The organism is Mesocryomonas fontinalis, assembly GCF_055730125.2.
The window spans coordinates 113,347-129,188 of record NZ_JBUZWG020000012.1 but is presented as its reverse complement, the minus strand read 5'-3'; the positions used below and the strand labels follow the sequence as shown (position 1 = coordinate 129,188).

14 protein-coding genes and 1 riboswitch are annotated in these 15,842 nt (G+C 70.1%); of the genes, 7 read left to right on the top strand and 7 right to left on the bottom strand.

Translation table 11 applies throughout. The annotated features are described in order from the left end of the window. Positions 1–42: 42 nt before the first annotated feature. Both ACZL02_RS23225 and ACZL02_RS23220 read left to right on the top strand, forming a co-directional pair. Positions 43–1,224 (top strand): cobalt-precorrin-5B (C(1))-methyltransferase, encoded by a 1,182-nt coding sequence (locus tag ACZL02_RS23225; RefSeq protein ID WP_472941073.1) that lies wholly within the window; start codon positions 43–45, stop codon positions 1,222–1,224. Continuing rightward, complete coding sequence (locus ACZL02_RS23220; RefSeq protein ID WP_472941072.1) at positions 1,217–1,999, top strand: cobalt-precorrin-6A reductase; 783 nt, start codon at positions 1,217–1,219, stop codon at positions 1,997–1,999. The genes ACZL02_RS23225 and ACZL02_RS23220 overlap by 8 nt, the downstream gene beginning before the upstream one ends. On the opposite strand, the gene cobM is transcribed toward ACZL02_RS23220, so the two are convergent. The 6 genes from cobM to ACZL02_RS23190 all read right to left on the bottom strand — a co-directional run bounded on the left by cobM (position 1,996) and on the right by ACZL02_RS23190 (position 9,622). Then, complete coding sequence (gene cobM / locus ACZL02_RS23215; RefSeq protein WP_472941071.1) at positions 1,996–2,814, bottom strand: precorrin-4 C(11)-methyltransferase; 819 nt, start codon at positions 2,812–2,814, stop codon at positions 1,996–1,998. The two genes, ACZL02_RS23220 and cobM, sit on opposite strands and share 4 nt — an antisense overlap. Further along, complete coding sequence (cobJ, locus tag ACZL02_RS23210; RefSeq protein ID WP_472941070.1) at positions 2,811–4,847, bottom strand: precorrin-3B C(17)-methyltransferase; 2,037 nt, start codon at positions 4,845–4,847, stop codon at positions 2,811–2,813. The genes cobM and cobJ overlap by 4 nt, the downstream gene beginning before the upstream one ends. Beyond that, positions 4,844–5,572 (bottom strand): precorrin-2 C(20)-methyltransferase, encoded by a 729-nt coding sequence (cobI, locus tag ACZL02_RS23205; RefSeq protein WP_472941069.1) that lies wholly within the window; start codon positions 5,570–5,572, stop codon positions 4,844–4,846. Before cobI ends, cobJ begins: the two co-directional genes overlap by 4 nt. Beyond that, a complete protein-coding gene (gene cbiE / locus ACZL02_RS23200) occupies positions 5,569–6,885 on the bottom strand; it encodes a precorrin-6y C5,15-methyltransferase (decarboxylating) subunit CbiE (protein ID WP_472941068.1) in 1,317 nt (438 codons plus the stop codon). The genes cobI and cbiE overlap by 4 nt, the downstream gene beginning before the upstream one ends. Then, a complete protein-coding gene (locus ACZL02_RS23195) occupies positions 6,882–7,517 on the bottom strand; it encodes a precorrin-8X methylmutase (RefSeq protein WP_472941133.1) in 636 nt (211 codons plus the stop codon). Before ACZL02_RS23195 ends, cbiE begins: the two co-directional genes overlap by 4 nt. Positions 7,518–8,458: 941 nt before the next feature. Beyond that, the gene (locus ACZL02_RS23190; RefSeq protein WP_472941067.1) at positions 8,459–9,622 is read right to left on the bottom strand and encodes a sirohydrochlorin chelatase; all 1,164 of its coding nucleotides are present in this window, start codon (positions 9,620–9,622) and stop codon (positions 8,459–8,461) included. A gap of 405 nt (positions 9,623–10,027) precedes the next feature. Between ACZL02_RS23190 and ACZL02_RS23185 the strand changes: the two genes are divergently transcribed. Together ACZL02_RS23185 and ACZL02_RS23180 are read left to right on the top strand one after the other, a co-directional pair. Further along, positions 10,028–10,771: a TSUP family transporter gene (locus ACZL02_RS23185; RefSeq protein WP_472941066.1), complete on the top strand. Its 744-nt coding sequence runs from the start codon at positions 10,028–10,030 to the stop codon at positions 10,769–10,771. Beyond that, positions 10,768–12,279 (top strand): cobyric acid synthase, encoded by a 1,512-nt coding sequence (locus ACZL02_RS23180; RefSeq protein ID WP_472941065.1) that lies wholly within the window; start codon positions 10,768–10,770, stop codon positions 12,277–12,279. Before ACZL02_RS23185 ends, ACZL02_RS23180 begins: the two co-directional genes overlap by 4 nt. Before the next feature lie 481 nt (positions 12,280–12,760). Here the strand turns inward: ACZL02_RS23180 and ACZL02_RS23175 are convergent, their stop codons facing one another. Next, positions 12,761–13,606, bottom strand: a complete 846-nt coding sequence (locus ACZL02_RS23175; RefSeq protein ID WP_472941064.1) for an SDR family NAD(P)-dependent oxidoreductase — start codon at positions 13,604–13,606, stop codon at positions 12,761–12,763. Between the two features lie 142 nt (positions 13,607–13,748). Beyond that, positions 13,749–13,995, top strand: a riboswitch (cobalamin riboswitch). A gap of 32 nt (positions 13,996–14,027) precedes the next feature. On the opposite strand from ACZL02_RS23175, the gene ACZL02_RS23170 reads away from it, so the two are divergent. The 3 genes from ACZL02_RS23170 to cobU all read left to right on the top strand — a co-directional run bounded on the left by ACZL02_RS23170 (position 14,028) and on the right by cobU (position 15,842). After that, positions 14,028–14,222 carry a CbtB domain-containing protein gene (locus ACZL02_RS23170; protein ID WP_472941063.1) on the top strand — a complete coding sequence of 65 codons (195 nt, stop codon included), beginning with the start codon at positions 14,028–14,030 and terminating at the stop codon, positions 14,220–14,222. 256 nt (positions 14,223–14,478) lie between these two features. Next, positions 14,479–15,240 carry a CbtA family protein gene (locus ACZL02_RS23165; protein WP_472941062.1) on the top strand — a complete coding sequence of 254 codons (762 nt, stop codon included), beginning with the start codon at positions 14,479–14,481 and terminating at the stop codon, positions 15,238–15,240. Beyond that, positions 15,237–15,842, top strand: coding sequence for a bifunctional adenosylcobinamide kinase/adenosylcobinamide-phosphate guanylyltransferase (gene cobU / locus ACZL02_RS23160; RefSeq protein WP_472941061.1), 606 nt, complete (start codon positions 15,237–15,239; stop codon positions 15,840–15,842). The genes ACZL02_RS23165 and cobU overlap by 4 nt, the downstream gene beginning before the upstream one ends.

Genomic DNA, 15,842 nt, shown 5'->3' with positions numbered 1-15,842 from the left:
CCAAAGCTTTCGCCGGATCGCCGGACACCGTATAAGCCGGACATGGCGCCGGACAACGACCCTCGACCGGACACTTCCCCATCGCCGGAGATCGCCCGACGCGACGCCCCGGCGCGCGGTGCCGAGGCACCGACGGGCGGCACCGAGGCGCCGGCGCTGCGGCGCGGCTGGACGACGGGCGCCTGCGCCACCGCGGCGACCAAGGCGGCACTGACGGCGCTCCTCACCGGCGACTTCCCCGACCCCGTCGAGATCCGCCTGCCGAAGGGCGAGACGCCGGGCTTCACACTGGCCCGCCAGTCGCTCGGCGACGGCATGGCGATGGCGACCATCATCAAGGATGCCGGCGACGATCCGGACGTCACGCATCTCGCCGAAATCATCGCCCGGATCCGGTTTGGTAAGCCGGATTCCGGCATCACCTTCCACGCCGGCGAAGGCGTCGGCATGGTGACGCTGGAAGGCCTGCCGATCCCGCCCGGCGAACCCGCGATCAACCCGGTCCCCCGCGCCCTGATGCGGGCCGTGGTCGAGGAACTCTGCGTCGCCCACGGCCGCGCCGCCGACGTTGAGATCGAGATCGCCGTCACCAATGGAGCGGCGCTGGCGGAAAAGACCTGGAACCCGCGGCTCGGCATCGTCGGCGGCCTGTCGATCCTCGGCACGACCGGGATCGTCCACCCGTTCTCGTGCTCGGCCTGGATCCACTCCATCCACCGCGGCATCGACGTCGCCCGCGCCGCCGGCCTCGGCCACGTCGTCGGCTCCACGGGCTCGTCGAGCGAGGATGCCGCCCGCGCCCTCTATCCCGGCCTGCCGGAAATCGCCTTCCTCGACATGGGCGATTTCGCCGGCGGGCTCTTGAAATACCTCCGCGTCCATCCGGTGCCCCGCGTCACCATCGCCGGCGGCTTCGCCAAGCTGACTAAGCTCGCCGCGGGCGCCCTCGACCTGCACTCCGGCCGGAGCCAGGTCGACTTCGCCTTCCTCAACGTCCTCGTCCAGCAACTCGACCCCGACCGCGGCGAGGCGCTTCAGGCCGGCATCCTCGGTGCCAATACCGCGAAAGCGGTGCTCGACCTCTGCAGTGCTGCTGGCATCGACCTTGCCGCCGCCGTCGCCAAGGCCGCGCTCGCGACCGTTACCGACACGCTGCGCGGCGCAGCGGTGGAAGCCGAAGTGATCGTCGTCGACCGCGCAGGCACGGTGGTCGCGCGTGCCTGACACCATCCTCGTCCTCGGCGGCACGGCGGAATCGCTGATGCTTGCCACCCGCATCACGGCCGAGCGCCCGGCCGACCGGCTGATCGTATCGCTCGCCGGCCGCACCAAGCTGCCGGTCGTGCCCGCCGGCGAACTGCGCATCGGCGGCTTCGGCGGCGCGGACGGGCTCGCGGCGTATCTCGCGGCGGAAGGCGTGACCCGGCTCGTCGACGCGACGCACCCCTTCGCTATCGGCATGTCGCGCAATGCCGAAAAGGCAGCAGGCATCGCCGGCATCGCGCGGCTGGCGCTGGTGCGGCCGGAATGGGCGCCGGTGCCGGGCGACCGCTGGACCATGGCCGACTGCCTCGCCTCCGCGCGCGACGCCTTGCCCTCGGGCGCCCGGCCGCTCCTGGCGCTCGGCCGGCAGCATCTGGCGCCGTTCGCCTCGCGGCCGGATCTCAGCCCCGTGCTGCGCATGGTCGACGCGCCCGCCGACCTGCCGTTTCCGGCCGAGGTGATCGTCGGCAAGCCCTCGCCCGACTGGCGCGAGGAGGCCGAGATGCTGCAGCGGCGCGGCATCACCCACGTTGTCTGCCGCAACTCCGGCGGCGCTGCCTCATATGCCAAGGTCGCGGCCGCCCGCCATCTGGGCCTTCCGGTGGTGATGATCCAGCGCGCCGCCGCGCCCGCGCTGCCGCACGCGGCCGACGTCGATGGCGCGATGGCCTGGCTCGCCAGCCTCACGCCCCAGAGCATCGGGGATGCCCGACCGAAGGCCGCCCTGAAGCGCTAACCCTCGGCATCGGACTGTCCGTCGACCGTTTGAGGCTCTCCGGCCATGGCTTTCCGCTTCGGCCGGAGCACATGCACATGCGCCGCGTCGTAGAGCTTGGAGTCGATGAAGTCGGTCGCCCCCAGCGCCCGTCCGACGAAGATCAGCGCGGTGCGCGTCAGCTTGGCGGCCCGCGCCTGGGCCTGGATCGTCGACAGCGTGCCCTTGATGAACGCCTCGTCCGGCCAGCCGACGCGGTAGGCGATGATCGCCGGGCAGTCGGGCCCGTATTTCTCCAGCGGCTCCAGCTCGCGCTGGATGTGCGGGATGTTGCGGATCGACAGGTGGATGGCGAGCGTCGCGCCGCTCTGCCCGAGCGTCGAGAGCTCCTCGCCGGCCGGCATGGACGAGGACTTCATCGCCGTGCGCGTCAGGATCACCGTCTGGCACACCTCCGGCACCGTCAGCTCGGTCGCCAGCGCTGCGGCGGCGGCGGCAAAGGCCGGCACGCCCGGCGTCACGTCATAGGCAATGCCCAGCGCCTTCAGCCGCCGCATCTGCTCGGCGGTGGCACCGTAGAGCGAGGGATCGCCGGAATGCACGCGCGCGACGTCGAGGCCCTTCCCGTCCGCCGCCGCCATCTCGGCGATGATCTCGTCGAGCGTCATCGGCGCGGTATCCAGCACCCGCGCCCCCGCCGGCGCCGCCGCCACGACCGCCTCCGGCACCAGCGAGCCGGCGTAGAGGCAGACCGGACAAGCCTCGATCAGCCGCAAGCCGCGCACGGTGATTAGATCCGGCGCGCCGGGCCCGGCGCCGATGAAGTGGACGGTCATGCCAAGGACTTTCGATCGTGCGCGGATGGCGGAGTGGTGATCTCCCCCCTCGAGGGGAAGATGGCCGGCAGGCCAGAGGGGGGCGAACTGCCGCCGAGATTTGAAATGGCCGGGCTGGACGAATGGGCACCTCGGGCACCCCCCTCTGCCTTGCCAGGCATCTCCCCCTCAAGGGGGGAGATCGCAGCTGCGGCAGACGATCGCATCCCCGTCCCCGCCTTTCCGGAATACCCGCGCGGCGTGAACGCCCAGCGCCGGCCGTCGCCCGTCTGCACCACCCGCGTCTCGGACGAGCCGACGATCACCACCGTCAGCATGTCGACCTCGTCGATGTCGAGCGCCGACAACGGGACGATGCGGACGTGTTCGCCATCGCGGCCGAGATTGGTGGCGAGGATCACCGGCGTGTCGGCGGGTCGGTGTTCGAGCAGGCGCTCGCGGGCGAAGGCGAGCTGGGTGCGGCGGCGTTTGGAGACGGGGTTGTAGAAGGCGATGACGAAATCGCCTTCCGCCGCCGCCTGAATCCGCCGCTGGATGTCGGCCCAGGGCGTCAGGAGGTCCGACAGCGAGATCGTGCAGAAGTCGTGGCCGAGCGGCGCGCCGGCGCGGGCGGCGGCGGCCTGCAGGGCGGAGATGCCGGGCGAGACGGCGATCTCGATGCGGCCGGCGGCTGGGCTGACGCCCTTGGTGTCGAGCAGCTCGAACACCAGCGTCGCCATGGCGTAGATACCGGCGTCGCCCGAGCAGACGAGGCTGACGGTCCGACCCTCGCCGGCGAGCTCCATCGCATGGCGCACCCGCTTTTCCTCGGCGCCAAGGTCGAAGTCGTGCCGGACCTTGGCCTCGGCGAGCGGCCCGAGGAGGTCGAGATAGAGCGAGTAGCCGACGAGGTCGGTGGAGCTTGCAACCATGCGGCTGACCTCCGGCGAGCGCCATTCCGCGCCGCCCGGCCCGATGCCGACGACGTAGAGCATGCCCCGCGCTTGTCCGCTCGCCGCCATGTCGATCGGCCGCGGCGCTTGCGCGAGGGCGGCGGTGCTGCGTTTCGCCTTGCGCTTGGCGACCAGCAGCCGGCCCTCGGGCCCGGCGGCGGCCAGCGCCGCGCCTTCCGAAACGCCATGGCAGCCGGTCTCGGCGAAGACGATTGCGGAGGGCGTCGCGAGCCGCGGCGCCTCTGTCTCCAGCGTCGCGGCATCGAAGAAGCGCGCGGGCACGCCGAAATGCGCGGCGACCGCGTGCACCGCCGCCTCGTCGGCCTTGAGATCGAGCGAGAACACGCCCGCCAGCGACAGCGGCGAGACCCCTGCCTCGGCCAGAACCGTCTCGGCCAGCGCGATCACCTCCTCGGCCGGGGCATGGCGCTCGGCGCCGATGCCGAGGGCGAGCGTCGCCGGGCGGTAGAGCAGTTCCAGCGGGTTCGGCGTCCGCACGGCTTCCGAAATCGCGAGCGTCACCGTGCCGGCGGCAGTCCGCGTGCCGGGACCGTCGACCAGATCTGCGGCAAACGGCAGGCGCGAAGCCTCCAGCCAGGCCGCCGTGCCGTCCAGCCGGGCGACGGCCCCGGCGACGAGCTCGGCCATTGCGGGTTTGGCGTCGCAGGCGGGATCGAGACGGTAGCCCGCCGGCGGCGCGTCGAGCGCGACGCCGAAGCGCAGGTCCCCCGCCGTCGTCACCGCGGCCACGGCCCCGAGCGCCGCCGACAGCGTCCGCGCGAGATCGTTTGCGCCGTGATGGCCGCCGAGCAGCGGCACGACGACCGAGCCATCCTCGGCGACCGACAGCACCGGCGGCTCGTCCCGCTTGTCGCCGAGGACAGGCGCGAGGAGGCGGATCACCGCGCCGGTCGCCATCACGGCGACGATCGGCCGGCCGGCGGCAAACAGGCTGCGCAGATGCGCCCCCGCCTCGGAGAAGCCGACATCGGCGTCCGAGACGCGGGCCGCGGCGCCGTGGATCTCGCCGCCGAGGGCGGTTCGGATGCGCTTTGCCAGCGGCAAGGCGGCGGCGGAAAGGACGAGGATGGCGGGGGTCACGAAACCCTCCCTCTCTGAATGGCCGAGATCGCCGGCTCGCAGCCGGTATAGCCGAGGATCATCGAGAAATAGGGAGCGTCGCCGACGACTTCGGCCAGCGGCATCACCCGCTCCTCCGCCAGCGAGACGCGCTCGAGATACCAGCAGGCGTCGGTCAGCCCGAGCTCGTCGATGACAGCCCGCACGCGCGCAAAATGCCGGCCGAGCTTCATGATCGCAAAGCCTTCGACCGCCCCTATTCGCGCCGCGATCTCGGCGTCCGGCAGCGGCCCCGGAATGACCGTCAGCACGTCGTTGCGCGCGGCGAGTGGGCGGCGGAGCGCGGCGGAGGCGGCCATCACCGAGGAGATGCCCGGCACGATCTCGGTCGGATAGAGCGGGGCGAGACGCTCGAACAGGTACATGAACGAGCCGTAGAAGAACGGGTCGCCTTCGCAGAGCACGGCGACATCCAGGCCCGCGGCGAGCCGCGCGCCGATCGTTTCCGCCGCCGCGTCGTAGATCGCCTGGCCGGGAAACCGCTCGACCCGCATCGGGATGACGATGGCGATTTCCTCCTGCGCGCCCGGCAAATGACCCTCGACGATCTGCCGCGCAAAGCTCGGCCCGGTATCGGGCGCCGGATAGGCGATCACCGGCGCGGCGCGGAGGATGCGCAGCGCCTTCAAGGTCAGCAGTTCGGGATCGCCGGGGCCGACGCCGACGCCGTAGAGCGTGCCGGTCATGCCGGCTTCTCTGGAGCAAGCGGTGTGCCCGCCGGCGTGCCAGGCTTGCCGTCCGGCGACGTCGCCCCGCTTGGCTTGACGAGCGCCCAGTGCACCACCGGCATGGCCGGCCGCCAGCCGCGGAACGGCCCGACAGGCTCGGCGCGGTCGACCGAGAGGCGGATCAGCTCGCCGCCGAGCCGGGCGTGCAGGTCGATCAGCAGCCGCTCGGACTCCAGCGTCACCGCATGCGCCACCATTCGCCCGCCCGGTTTCAGCCGCGCGAAGGCCGGCTCGAACACCCCGTCCGACAGCCCGCCGCCGATGAACACCGCATCGGGCGCCCCGCCGACTTCAGCGAACACCGCGGGCGCCTTGCCGCCGACGATCTCGATCCGCGGGGCGCCCAGCGCCTCGGCATTGCCGGCGATCATCGCCCTTCGGGCTTCCAGCGGCTCGAAGGCGACGGCCCGGGTGCGGCGGGCGGCGCGCATCCATTCCACCGCGATCGACCCGCTGCCGGCGCCGACATCCCAGAGCACCGCGCCCGGAAACGGCGCGAGCGCCGCAAGCGCCACCGCACGGGCGACGCGCTTGGTCATCTTGCCGTCGTGCTGGAAGGCGTCGTCGGGCAGTCCCGGCACCACCGGCACCAACGCGGCGCCGGGCTCGGCGATGCAGTCGATGGCGATGATGTTCAGCGCGGCGACGCCATCCAGCGCAAAACCCTCGGCGCGATCCTGGCGGATGCGCTCGGCCGGGCCGCCGAGATGCTCGAGCACGGTCACCCGGCTCGGTCCGTAGCCGCGCGCGCAAAGGAGCCTGGCCACCTCGGCCGGCGAGCCGGCATGGTCCGACAGCACCAGCAGGCGGGCCGAGGGCAGGATGTGGCGGTGGAGGCCCGCCAGCGGCAGGCCGTGAATGCTCACCGTCTCCACCGTCTGGAGCGGCCAGCCGAGCCGCGCGGCGGCCAGCTGGAAGGCGGACGCCACGGGCAGCACGCGCATCTCGTCGGGGCGGTAGACGTCCGCCAGCGTCGCGGCGACGCCGAACCAGAGCGGATCGCCGGTCGCGAGGATCACCGTCGGCAGGCCCCGCCGTGCGGCGATGTCGGAGAGCGTCTCCCGGAATGGCGAGCGCCAGGCGAGCGTCTCCTGCGTGCCGCCGAGCATCGCGAGATGCCTTGCGCCGCCGATCACCAGCGTCGCGCCGCTGAGCACCGCTCGGGCCTCGGGCGACAACGTCGCAAGGCCGCCGTCGCCGATGCCGATCACCGTCAGCCACGGCGAGGGCGCCTGGGCGCCGCTCTCCTCGGGAAAATGCGTGCCCGTCATGCGACGCCGCCGCCGAGGCCTGCAGCCAGCGCGTTCACCGCGGCGGCCGCCAGCGCACTGCCGCCGCGCCGGCCGGTGACGGTGACGAAGGGGATGCCGCGGCTGTCGCGGATCAGCTCGGCCTTCGATTCAGCCGCGCCGACGAAGCCGACGGGCAGGCCGAGGATCAGCGCCGGGCGCGGCGCGCCCTCGTCCAGCCGCTCGAGCAGGCGGAACAGCGCGGTCGGCGCATTGCCGATCGCCACCACCGCGCCGTCGAGATCCCAGTCCCAGAAGTCGACCTGCGCGGCCGAACGCGTCGTCGCCTTCTCCAGCGCCAGCGGCAGCACGCCGTCATCGTTAAGCCGGCAAACCACCTTGTTGCGGGCACTGAGCGAGCGCCGGATGATCCCGTGCGCCACCATCTCGGAATCGCAGAGGATCGCCCGCCCGGCCGCCAGCGCCGCTCGGCCCGCCTCGACCGCGCCCGCCGAGACCACGAGATCGCGGACGAGGTCCGTCATCCCGCAGGCATGCACCAGCCGGATCGCGAGGTCATGCGCCTCTTCCGGCACGCCGGCCAGGTCGACCTCCGCCCGGATCGCCGCAAAACTCGCCGCATAGATCCCGGCGGGGTCCTTGAGGTAGTCGATACGGGGCGGCGACGATACGGCATCGACGATCGTGGGGTGTGGCGACGCAACAGGAGCGAATCCTTTGCCAAGACCCAGTATCCAACCCTCCTCGCACACAACGGCCTCTTGCTCTCCCTCGCTCAAGTCCGGCGGGCACAAGAAGAAATCGGCCAGTTGACCGCGCGCATCTGCAGAAGCAAAGCCTTCAGCCAAGGTCTCGACCTGCGCTTCGTCAAGGCAACTCCGATCAGCAAGGACAATAGGAAAGATCGAAGGGTAAATTTCCGCGATGACGCAATCGGAAGCATGATCGCCGCTAAAGCCGGTCTGGAAAGGCCAGACGGCAACCTTCCCGTCAAAGTCCGGGTCTTGGATAAGCTGCTGGAGCCGAGAAATGCCCAAAAGGGCTTGGCTACCCACGCTGCCGGGGAAAGCCAGTTTCCACACTGGCTGGGCACCTTTGGCACGCTGCTCGCAAAGACGGCGCTCCGGAAGATTGATCGCGTACGGTGCAGGCTTGGTTGCCGTGAGCCCTTCGACGTCGAGGTGAAGCGGCCGCCCCCAAAACATGGGACTGGATTGAAGCGGACCCAAGTTCAACCTTCCTCCCACCTCAAAGCGGTTCGACCTGTTATCCGCATTGTCTTCCACTAAGCCCGCAATCCTAGCCCAGAGAGCCTGCCAGTCAGGGGTGCCGGAGACTGTCGCAGCCGTCCCTCTGGGATAGCCGAATGGAAAGTCGAACCCGAGCAGAAGCCGCTTACCGTCGCCGATCGCCACCCGGATATGCTCCCGAATGAGGGCCATGGCCTCATGTCGGGTGCGAGGGTTGGCGCTGGCCATCATGGTCACTTCGCTGCCGCAACGCTCGGCGCATCCGATCCAGATCGAGTCCTTGCCGCTGGTCGGCGAATTCGAAGCCGACCAGTCAACCATCACGTAGCGATCGAACAGTCCGCTCATCCCCGGACCAGCGACTTCGGCCCGAGCGGGTGGTCGGCCTGCGGATAGGGGTGGTGGACGTGGTCATGCCCTGCCGGCCCGTGCGCATGGCCGGCGGCATGGGAATGGCCATGGTCATGGCCATGCGCATGATCATGGCCGTGCGCGTGCCCATGATCATGCCCGTGCCCGCGCGCATGCGGCTCGGGCGGCGGCGGGGCGGCGGTGGCGGGGTTGGTGCCGATGGCGGCAATGGCCGCCGCGCGGCAGGCGCCGGTGCAGGTCATGTCGCAGAGCTTACAGTCGGCCGAGGAGCCGACGCCCTCGACATGGTGGTGGTGGCTCTCCTGCGGCAGGCCGACCTCGGCCTCGAAGCCCAGCACCTGCTCGCGGTACTTGCACATCTGGCAGTTCATGTTGTTGGTGCCCTCGAGGATCTCCCGCAGGCGATCGACGAAGGTCTCGACGACGAGGTCGTGCGCGCCGAGATAGGGCGCCTTGACGAACTCGATGCCGGGATGGCGGGCGGCGACGAGGTCGGTCTGGTCGTAGATCCGCCGCACCAGGACACCGGTGAACAGGAAATACGGGAAGACGACGATCTTCTTGTAGCCGAGCCGGGCGGCGTGATCGAGGCCCGGCTGGACCAGCGGAAAGGTGACGCCGGAATAGCAGGTCTCGCCCCAGCCGAAGCCGAGCCCTTCCCAGAGCATCCGCATCACCTTCGAGACGTTGGAGTTGGCGTCGGGGTCCGAGGCGCCGCGGCCGACGACCATCAGCATGGTGTCGTGCAGCGGCTCGCCGTCGCGCCAGCCGGTGCCGCGCAGCGCCTCGCGGATGCGCTCGCCGGCGGCGCGGATCATCTTCGGGTCGATGCCGAGCTCGCGGCCATAGGTGATGTCGAGGCCGTTCGCCTTGGCATAGGTGTTGAGCACCGAGGGAATGTCGTTCTTGGCATGGCCGGCGGCAAACAGCATGCCCGGTAGCGCCAGCACCTCTTTCGCGCCGCGCGCGCGCAGCGCATCCAGCCCCTCGCGGATGATCGGCTTGGCAAACTCCAGATAGCCGTATTCGATCGCCCAGTCGGGCAGGCGGGCGCGCATCTTGGTGGTGAGGCCGGCAAATTCCGTCATCGCGGCCGCATCGCGGCTGCCATGGCCGCACATCATCAGGGCTTTCATCGCACGCTCCTCGCAACGCCGGAGGAGACGCGCAGGGATCCCCCACGCGAACCGTTCCGACAGCTCCGTCCTGGCCCCCTGTTTGGGTCGGCCGCACCGGAATCTCTCTCAGCCCGGGTCTTCCGGGCACCGTCAGGCGGGCCGAGGTAAACAGCACGGCGCGGGGGACGTCAAATCAAGTTGGCTTTGGCGGGGACGCGAGATACGAACGCGGGCGGGAACCGTCCTCTCCACCGCGTCATGTCCACACGTTAGAGACTCTACTCGCAGACCTTCGAGCTTCGTCATCCCGGGTCAAGCCCGGGATGACGAAGCTGAGAAGTCCGCGCCTTTCGCTTCGCACGCCGACCGTGCCACTCGCCCACCCCGCGCGCCCCTGCGCACCGGCGCCCCGAAAGACCCCGCATGCTCGCCGAGACCTTCGCCCTCCTCGTCTTCGCCGCCTTCATCGCCGGCTTCGTCGATTCGATCGCCGGCGGCGGCGGGCTGATCACCATTCCGACGCTGCTGCTCTCGGGCGTTGACCCCTTGACCGCGCTCGGCACCAACAAGCTGCAGGGCCTGTTCGGGTCCGGCTCGGCGTCGATCTCCTATGCCGCCAAGGGCCATGTCGACTTGCGGAAACTGGCGCCCACGGCGCTGCTGTCGTTTGCCGGCGCCGTGGTCGGCGGGCTCGCGGCGCTGGTGCTGCCGACCGACGTCCTTGAAACGCTGCTCCCCTACCTCCTCATCGCCATCGCCCTCTACTTCGCCTTCAAGCCCGGCCTGTCGGACACGGATGCCGAGCGCCGGGTGTCGCCGGCCTTCTTCGTCGGCCTCGTGGTACCGCTGGTCGGCTTCTACGACGGCCTGTTCGGCCCGGGCACCGGCTCGTTCTTCATGCTCGCCTTCGTGACGCTCGCCGGCTACGGCGTGCTGCGGGCGACGGCGCACACGAAACTCCTGAACTTCGCCTCCAACCTCGGCGGCTTCGCCGTCTTCGCCTTCTCCGGGGTGATCCTCTGGAAGCTCGGCCTCGCCATGGGCGCCGCGCAGTTCGTCGGTGCGCGGATCGGGTCAAGCTTTGCCATGCGCTTCGGCGCGAAGCTGATCCGGCCGCTGCTGGTGGTGGTGTGCCTCGCGCTGGCGCTCAAGCTGCTGCTGTCATGACGGACAGGAAGCCGCCCGCCGCGATCATGCTGCAAGGCACCGGCTCGGATGTCGGCAAGACCGTGCTCTGCGCCGGGCTCTGCCGGCTGTTCACCCGCCGCGGGCTGAAGGTCCGCCCGTTCAAGCCGCAGAACATGTCGAACAACGCCGCCGTCGCCGAGATCCCCGGCACGGCCCGACGCGACGACCCTTCGGGTCGCCCGGAGTTCGGCGAGATCGGCCGGGCGCAATGGCTGCAGGCGCTGGCCTGCATGACCCCGCCGACGGTGCACATGAACCCGGTGCTCTTGAAGCCGCAATCGGAGACCGGCAGCCAGATCGTCGTGCAGGGCCGCGTCTTCGGCGAGGCGAAGGGGCGCGACTACCAGCGGCTGAAGCCGGCGCTGCTCGCCAAGGTGCTGGAGAGTTTTGCCCAGGTTGGCGATGGGGCCGACCTCGTCATCGTCGAGGGTGCGGGCTCGCCGGGCGAGATCAACCTGCGCGCCGGCGACATCGCCAACATGGGCTTTGCGACGGCGGCGAACGTGCCGGTGGTGCTGGTGGGGGATATCGACCGCGGCGGCGTCATCGCCTCGCTGGTCGGCACGCATGTGATCTTGGCCGAAGAGGACCGGGCGATGATCCGCGGCTTCCTCATCAACAAGTTCCGTGGCGACGTCACGCTGTTCGACGACGGGCTCGCCGCCGTCACCCGCTTTACCGGCTGGTCATCGCTCGGCGTCGTCCCCTGGCTGAAGGCCGCCGCGCGGCTGCCGGCCGAGGATTCGGTCGCGCTGGAGCGCCTGTCCCGCCCGCGCACCGGCGGGCTGGTGGTGGCGGTGCCGGTGCTCGGCCGCATCGCCAACTTCGACGACCTCGACCCCTTGCGCGCCGAACCCGGCGTCGACCTCGTCTTCGTCCGCCCCGGCGAAAGCCTGCCCGACGACGCCGCGCTGATCGTCATCCCCGGCTCGAAATCGACCATCGCCGACCTCGCCGCCTTCCGGGCCCATGGCTGGGACCAGGATCTTGCCGCCCACGCCGCGCGCGGCGGCCGGGTCGTCGGCCTCTGCGGCGGCTACCAGATGCTTGGCCGCTCCGTCCGCGACCCCGAGGGCATCGAGGGCGACGCGCGAGAGGCCGAAGGCCTCGGCCTGCTCGATGTCGAGACGGTCATGGCGCGCGAAAAGACAGTCCGCGCCACCTCAGCGACGACCCCCGCGGGCGAGCCGCTCGACGGCTACGAAATCCACCTCGGCCGCACCGAGGGGCCGGACTGCATCAGGCCCTCCGCTCTCGTCGACGGCCGCCCGACGGGTGCGACCAGCGCCGACGGACGGATCACCGGCACCTATCTGCACGGCCTCTTCGGCGCCGACGCCTTCCGCCGCCGCCTCCTCGCCGACCTCGGCCTCGCGACGGACCTTCGCGATGATCGGCAAGGCGTGGAGGACGCGCTAGACGCGATCGCCGCGGATTTGGAACGCGTGCTGGATGTCGAGGCGCTGCTGGCGATCGCACGGGGGTGAGGCGTCCGTTTGCCTGAGCGGCGTGGCGACCAGCATGCGACGTCGGCAGGAAGGACGCCGGGAGCGCAGGTGCGTGGAGCAGGTAACGCGACGCAGCGAACCCAGTAAGGCGTAGTTGGCACCGGCGGCGGCCAAGGACGCGAGGTGCAAACCTCAACGCTCGTCATCCTCGTGCGCAGCACGGGGACCCATGCCTCAGCCTATCCGCACAGTTCCCGCGCAGAATTATTACGCAACATCTACCGCAGCAGATGATTTGAATGCCCCGGCATGGGTCCCCGCGCTGCGCGCGAGGATGACGAGACTTTGGACGTTGGCTGAACTCACTCCGTGTCGTTGGCGAAATTACTCAGAGGCTTGCCATACTGCATTTCAGGTGAGGTCAGTTGCTTGATATCCTCGCCCCAAATCTCACCCGACAGAATACCCCCTGCTGCATCAATCTGCGCCACAGCCCCCCGATCGCTCAACCGCCCCCCGCTTAGCCCTGCGAAGCCTTGAATTTCTCCGCCCAATCCGGGTGCCAACGCGACAGCGGCGGGCGGTTTTCGGCGATGTCGCCGGCGGCCCAGCGGATGCGCTTCTCGTCCATCTCCCGCGTCACCTCGCCGTCGGGGCAGAGGATGTAGAAATCGCCGGCGGCAATTCGCTCAAGCGCGAAGTCGGCGGTCTGGTCGGCCGTCCAGGCGCCGTCCGGCTTCTCGGTGCGGCCCTTGGCGGTGAGGCCGGTGAAGACGAAGCCGGGGATCAGGAGATGCGCCGACAACTGGCTGCCCTCGAGGTTGCGGAACTCGTGCTGCAGCGCCTCGGTCAGCACCTTCACGCCGGCCTTCGAAACGTTGTAGGCGGGGTCGCCCGGGGGCGTGGTGATGCCCTGCTTGGAGCCGGTGTTGATGACAAGGCCCGCCTCGCCGCCCGCGATCATCCGCGGCACGAAGACCTGGACGCCGTTGATCACCCCGCCGAGATTGACCGAGAGCACCGCGTCCCAGGCCTCCCTCGTTCCGAGGATGCCGCTGCCCGGCTGGATGCCGGCATTGTTGACGAGAACGTGGACCGCGCCCCAGCGACCGAAGACCATGTCCGCCAGCGCCTCCATCGCCTCGCGGTCGGCGACGTCGCTGGCGGCTGCGATGATCATGTCCGCTTGGCCCCCGGCCAGCCCCTCGAGCTCGGCCATCGCCGATTTCAGCGCCGCCTCGTCCCGGTCGACGATGCAGACGCGCATGCCGGCGGCCGCGAACCGGCGGGCGAGCGCGAGGCCGATGCCGGACGCGCCGCCGGTGATGAAGGCGGCGTGGCCTGAGGAGATCAGGGGATGGGTCATCAAGGGCTCCTGGTTCGTCAGTCGTTCGGTGCGTCGTTCATTCATGGTCTCGTTGCGACGGGAGATAGCCGAAATGGCGGAAAGGTCGATGCTTCGGCCCGCGGTGGCGCAGGCCGGCCATTGCCCCGGCCCGTCCACCCGTCTATCGTCCGCCCTGGATGGTCCCGCGGCGCACGTTGCGTTTCGGGCTAAGAGGGAATGCGAAGGATCGACCCAAACAGGGGGTCCGTATCGCAGCCGACCCCGCGACTGTAGAGCGGCGAGGCCCCTCCACCGCAGACCGGATTTGATCCGTCTCTGCGGAAAAGCCACTGGAGCTTTGCTCTGGGAAGGCAGGAGAAGGCCGACGACCCGTGAGCCAGGAGACCTGCCATCCCATGGAAAAGGCTGCGCTGTCGCGGCCTTCACGGAGGTTGACCTGATGAATTCCACCCAGACGCTCGACACTGCAATCGGCACGGCAGTCGTCCCTTCGACGGCAACGAGAATTGTCGCCGGCCTGTTCGCCCTCGTCCTCGGCGCCTTCTTCATCTTCGGCGTGGGCTTTGCCCATTCGCAGACGCTGCACGACACCGCCCACGATACCCGGCACGGCTTCGGCTTTCCTTGCCATTGACGGCGGGCTGACGGAGACGCCGCGGTCGGCCTGACCGCGACCCTCTCCGGAATATCCTGAAGACGCCCCCTGAAGACGCCCGGAGTCCGTGCCGCGCTGCCCCCAGCTTTGCTGGCCCGGCGCTCGTCCCGTGTCGTTTCGACGGGCTCTCCTCGGCCGTCGTCTTGGTTCGTCGTCTCCGAATGTCGTTCCGTCTATCGGCCCACCCGCGACCTTGCCCGCAAGGCAGCGCCGGTGCGGCCGACGAAAGGCTATCATGATCACTCGTTTTCTCCTGGCCGCGCTCGGCGCTGGCCTTCTCGCCGGGCTGCTGATCACCCCTGTCCAGTACGCCCGCATCGTACCGCTGATCCTCCACGCCGAGACCTTCGAGGGCGAAGGGGGGCACGCCCATGCCGAAACTGCGGCACCGCATAGCCATGACGAGGCCGCCCCGCACGACCATGTCGCCGCGGCTGCCGTCGCCCCGGCCGCCGCACCGGAAGAGGCCGAGGCGCCGCCGCTGACCGACAGCCGGCTGTTCAACACCGTGCTCGCCAACCTCGTCACCGGCGCCGGCTTCGCGCTGATCCTCGCCGCCGCCAGCCTCATCCTCGACCGCGCGGTCACCGTCCGCAACAGTGCGCTCTGGGGCCTTGCCGGCTTCTGCATCCTGTCGCTGGCGCCAGCGCTCAGCCTTGCGCCGGAACTCCCGGCCATGCCGGCGGCCGATCTCCTCGCCCGGCAGATGTGGTGGCTCGCCACCGTGATCCTCGCCGCCGGCGGCATCTACGCGCTGGCGCTGCGCGGCGAAATCTCAGCGAAGGTGCTCGGCGGCATCGCGCTCCTTGCGCCGCATCTCTACGGCGCGCCGCAGCCCGCCGACCTGGCGAGCCCGGTGCCGCCGATGCTGGCGGCCGAGTTCGCCGTCGCCTCGCTCGTCACCGCGGCCGCCTTCTGGCTGATCCTCGCCGCGCTGTCGGGCTATGCCTTCGACCGCCTGCGCGAGGGACGGCCGGCCCGGCACGCGCTGGCATGACCGGCGACGAGACGGGCACGACAGCGCCCCCGCCATCGGCCGCAACCCTCGCGCCGAGCGCAAACCCTGCGCCGGGCACGACCCTCGCGCCGGGGGCAACGCTCGTCCTCGGCGGCGCGCGCTCGGGCAAGAGCCGGCTGGCCGAGCGGATGGTGCTGGGGTCGGGGCGGCGGGCGGTCTACCTTGCCACCGGCCGCGCCTTCGACGGCGAGATGGAGACGCGGATCGCCGACCACCGGGAACGCCGGGGGCCGGAATGGTTCTCCGTCGACGTGCCGCTGGAACTGGCCCCGGCGCTTGTCGCCCATGCCGCCGCCGACACCGCCGTGCTGGTCGACTGCCTGACGCTCTGGGTCACCAACCTGATGCTGGAGGGGCGCAATGTTTCACGTGAGTCAGACAACCTCGTCGCCATCCTCGAAGACGGCCTGAAAGGGCCGGTCGTCCTCGTCTCCAACGAGGTCGGCCTCGGCATCGTGCCGGACAATGCGATGGCGCGGGAATTTCGCGACCATGCCGGCCGCCTGCACCAATCCATCGCCGAAATCGCCGACCGCGTGCTGTTCGTCGCCGCGGGCCTGCCGCTGACCTTGAAGGGATAG

What these genes read in the sequence shown, in the direction of transcription:
- ACZL02_RS23225 (WP_472941073.1), top strand. Translation starts at nt 43, where the DNA reads ATGGCGCCGGACAACGACCCTCGACCGGACACTTCCCCATCGCCGGAG.
- cobM (WP_472941071.1), bottom strand. Translation starts at nt 2,814, where the DNA reads ATGACCGTCCACTTCATCGGCGCCGGGCCCGGCGCGCCGGATCTAATC.
- cobI (WP_472941069.1), bottom strand. Translation starts at nt 5,572, where the DNA reads ATGACCGGCACGCTCTACGGCGTCGGCGTCGGCCCCGGCGATCCCGAA.
- cbiE (WP_472941068.1), bottom strand. Translation starts at nt 6,885, where the DNA reads ATGACGGGCACGCATTTTCCCGAGGAGAGCGGCGCCCAGGCGCCCTCG.
- ACZL02_RS23190 (WP_472941067.1), bottom strand. Translation starts at nt 9,622, where the DNA reads ATGAAAGCCCTGATGATGTGCGGCCATGGCAGCCGCGATGCGGCCGCG.
- ACZL02_RS23185 (WP_472941066.1), top strand. Translation starts at nt 10,028, where the DNA reads ATGCTCGCCGAGACCTTCGCCCTCCTCGTCTTCGCCGCCTTCATCGCC.
- ACZL02_RS23180 (WP_472941065.1), top strand. Translation starts at nt 10,768, where the DNA reads ATGACGGACAGGAAGCCGCCCGCCGCGATCATGCTGCAAGGCACCGGC.
- ACZL02_RS23175 (WP_472941064.1), bottom strand. Translation starts at nt 13,606, where the DNA reads ATGACCCATCCCCTGATCTCCTCAGGCCACGCCGCCTTCATCACCGGC.
- ACZL02_RS23170 (WP_472941063.1), top strand. Translation starts at nt 14,028, where the DNA reads ATGAATTCCACCCAGACGCTCGACACTGCAATCGGCACGGCAGTCGTC.
- ACZL02_RS23165 (WP_472941062.1), top strand. Translation starts at nt 14,479, where the DNA reads ATGATCACTCGTTTTCTCCTGGCCGCGCTCGGCGCTGGCCTTCTCGCC.
- cobU (WP_472941061.1), top strand. Translation starts at nt 15,237, where the DNA reads ATGACCGGCGACGAGACGGGCACGACAGCGCCCCCGCCATCGGCCGCA.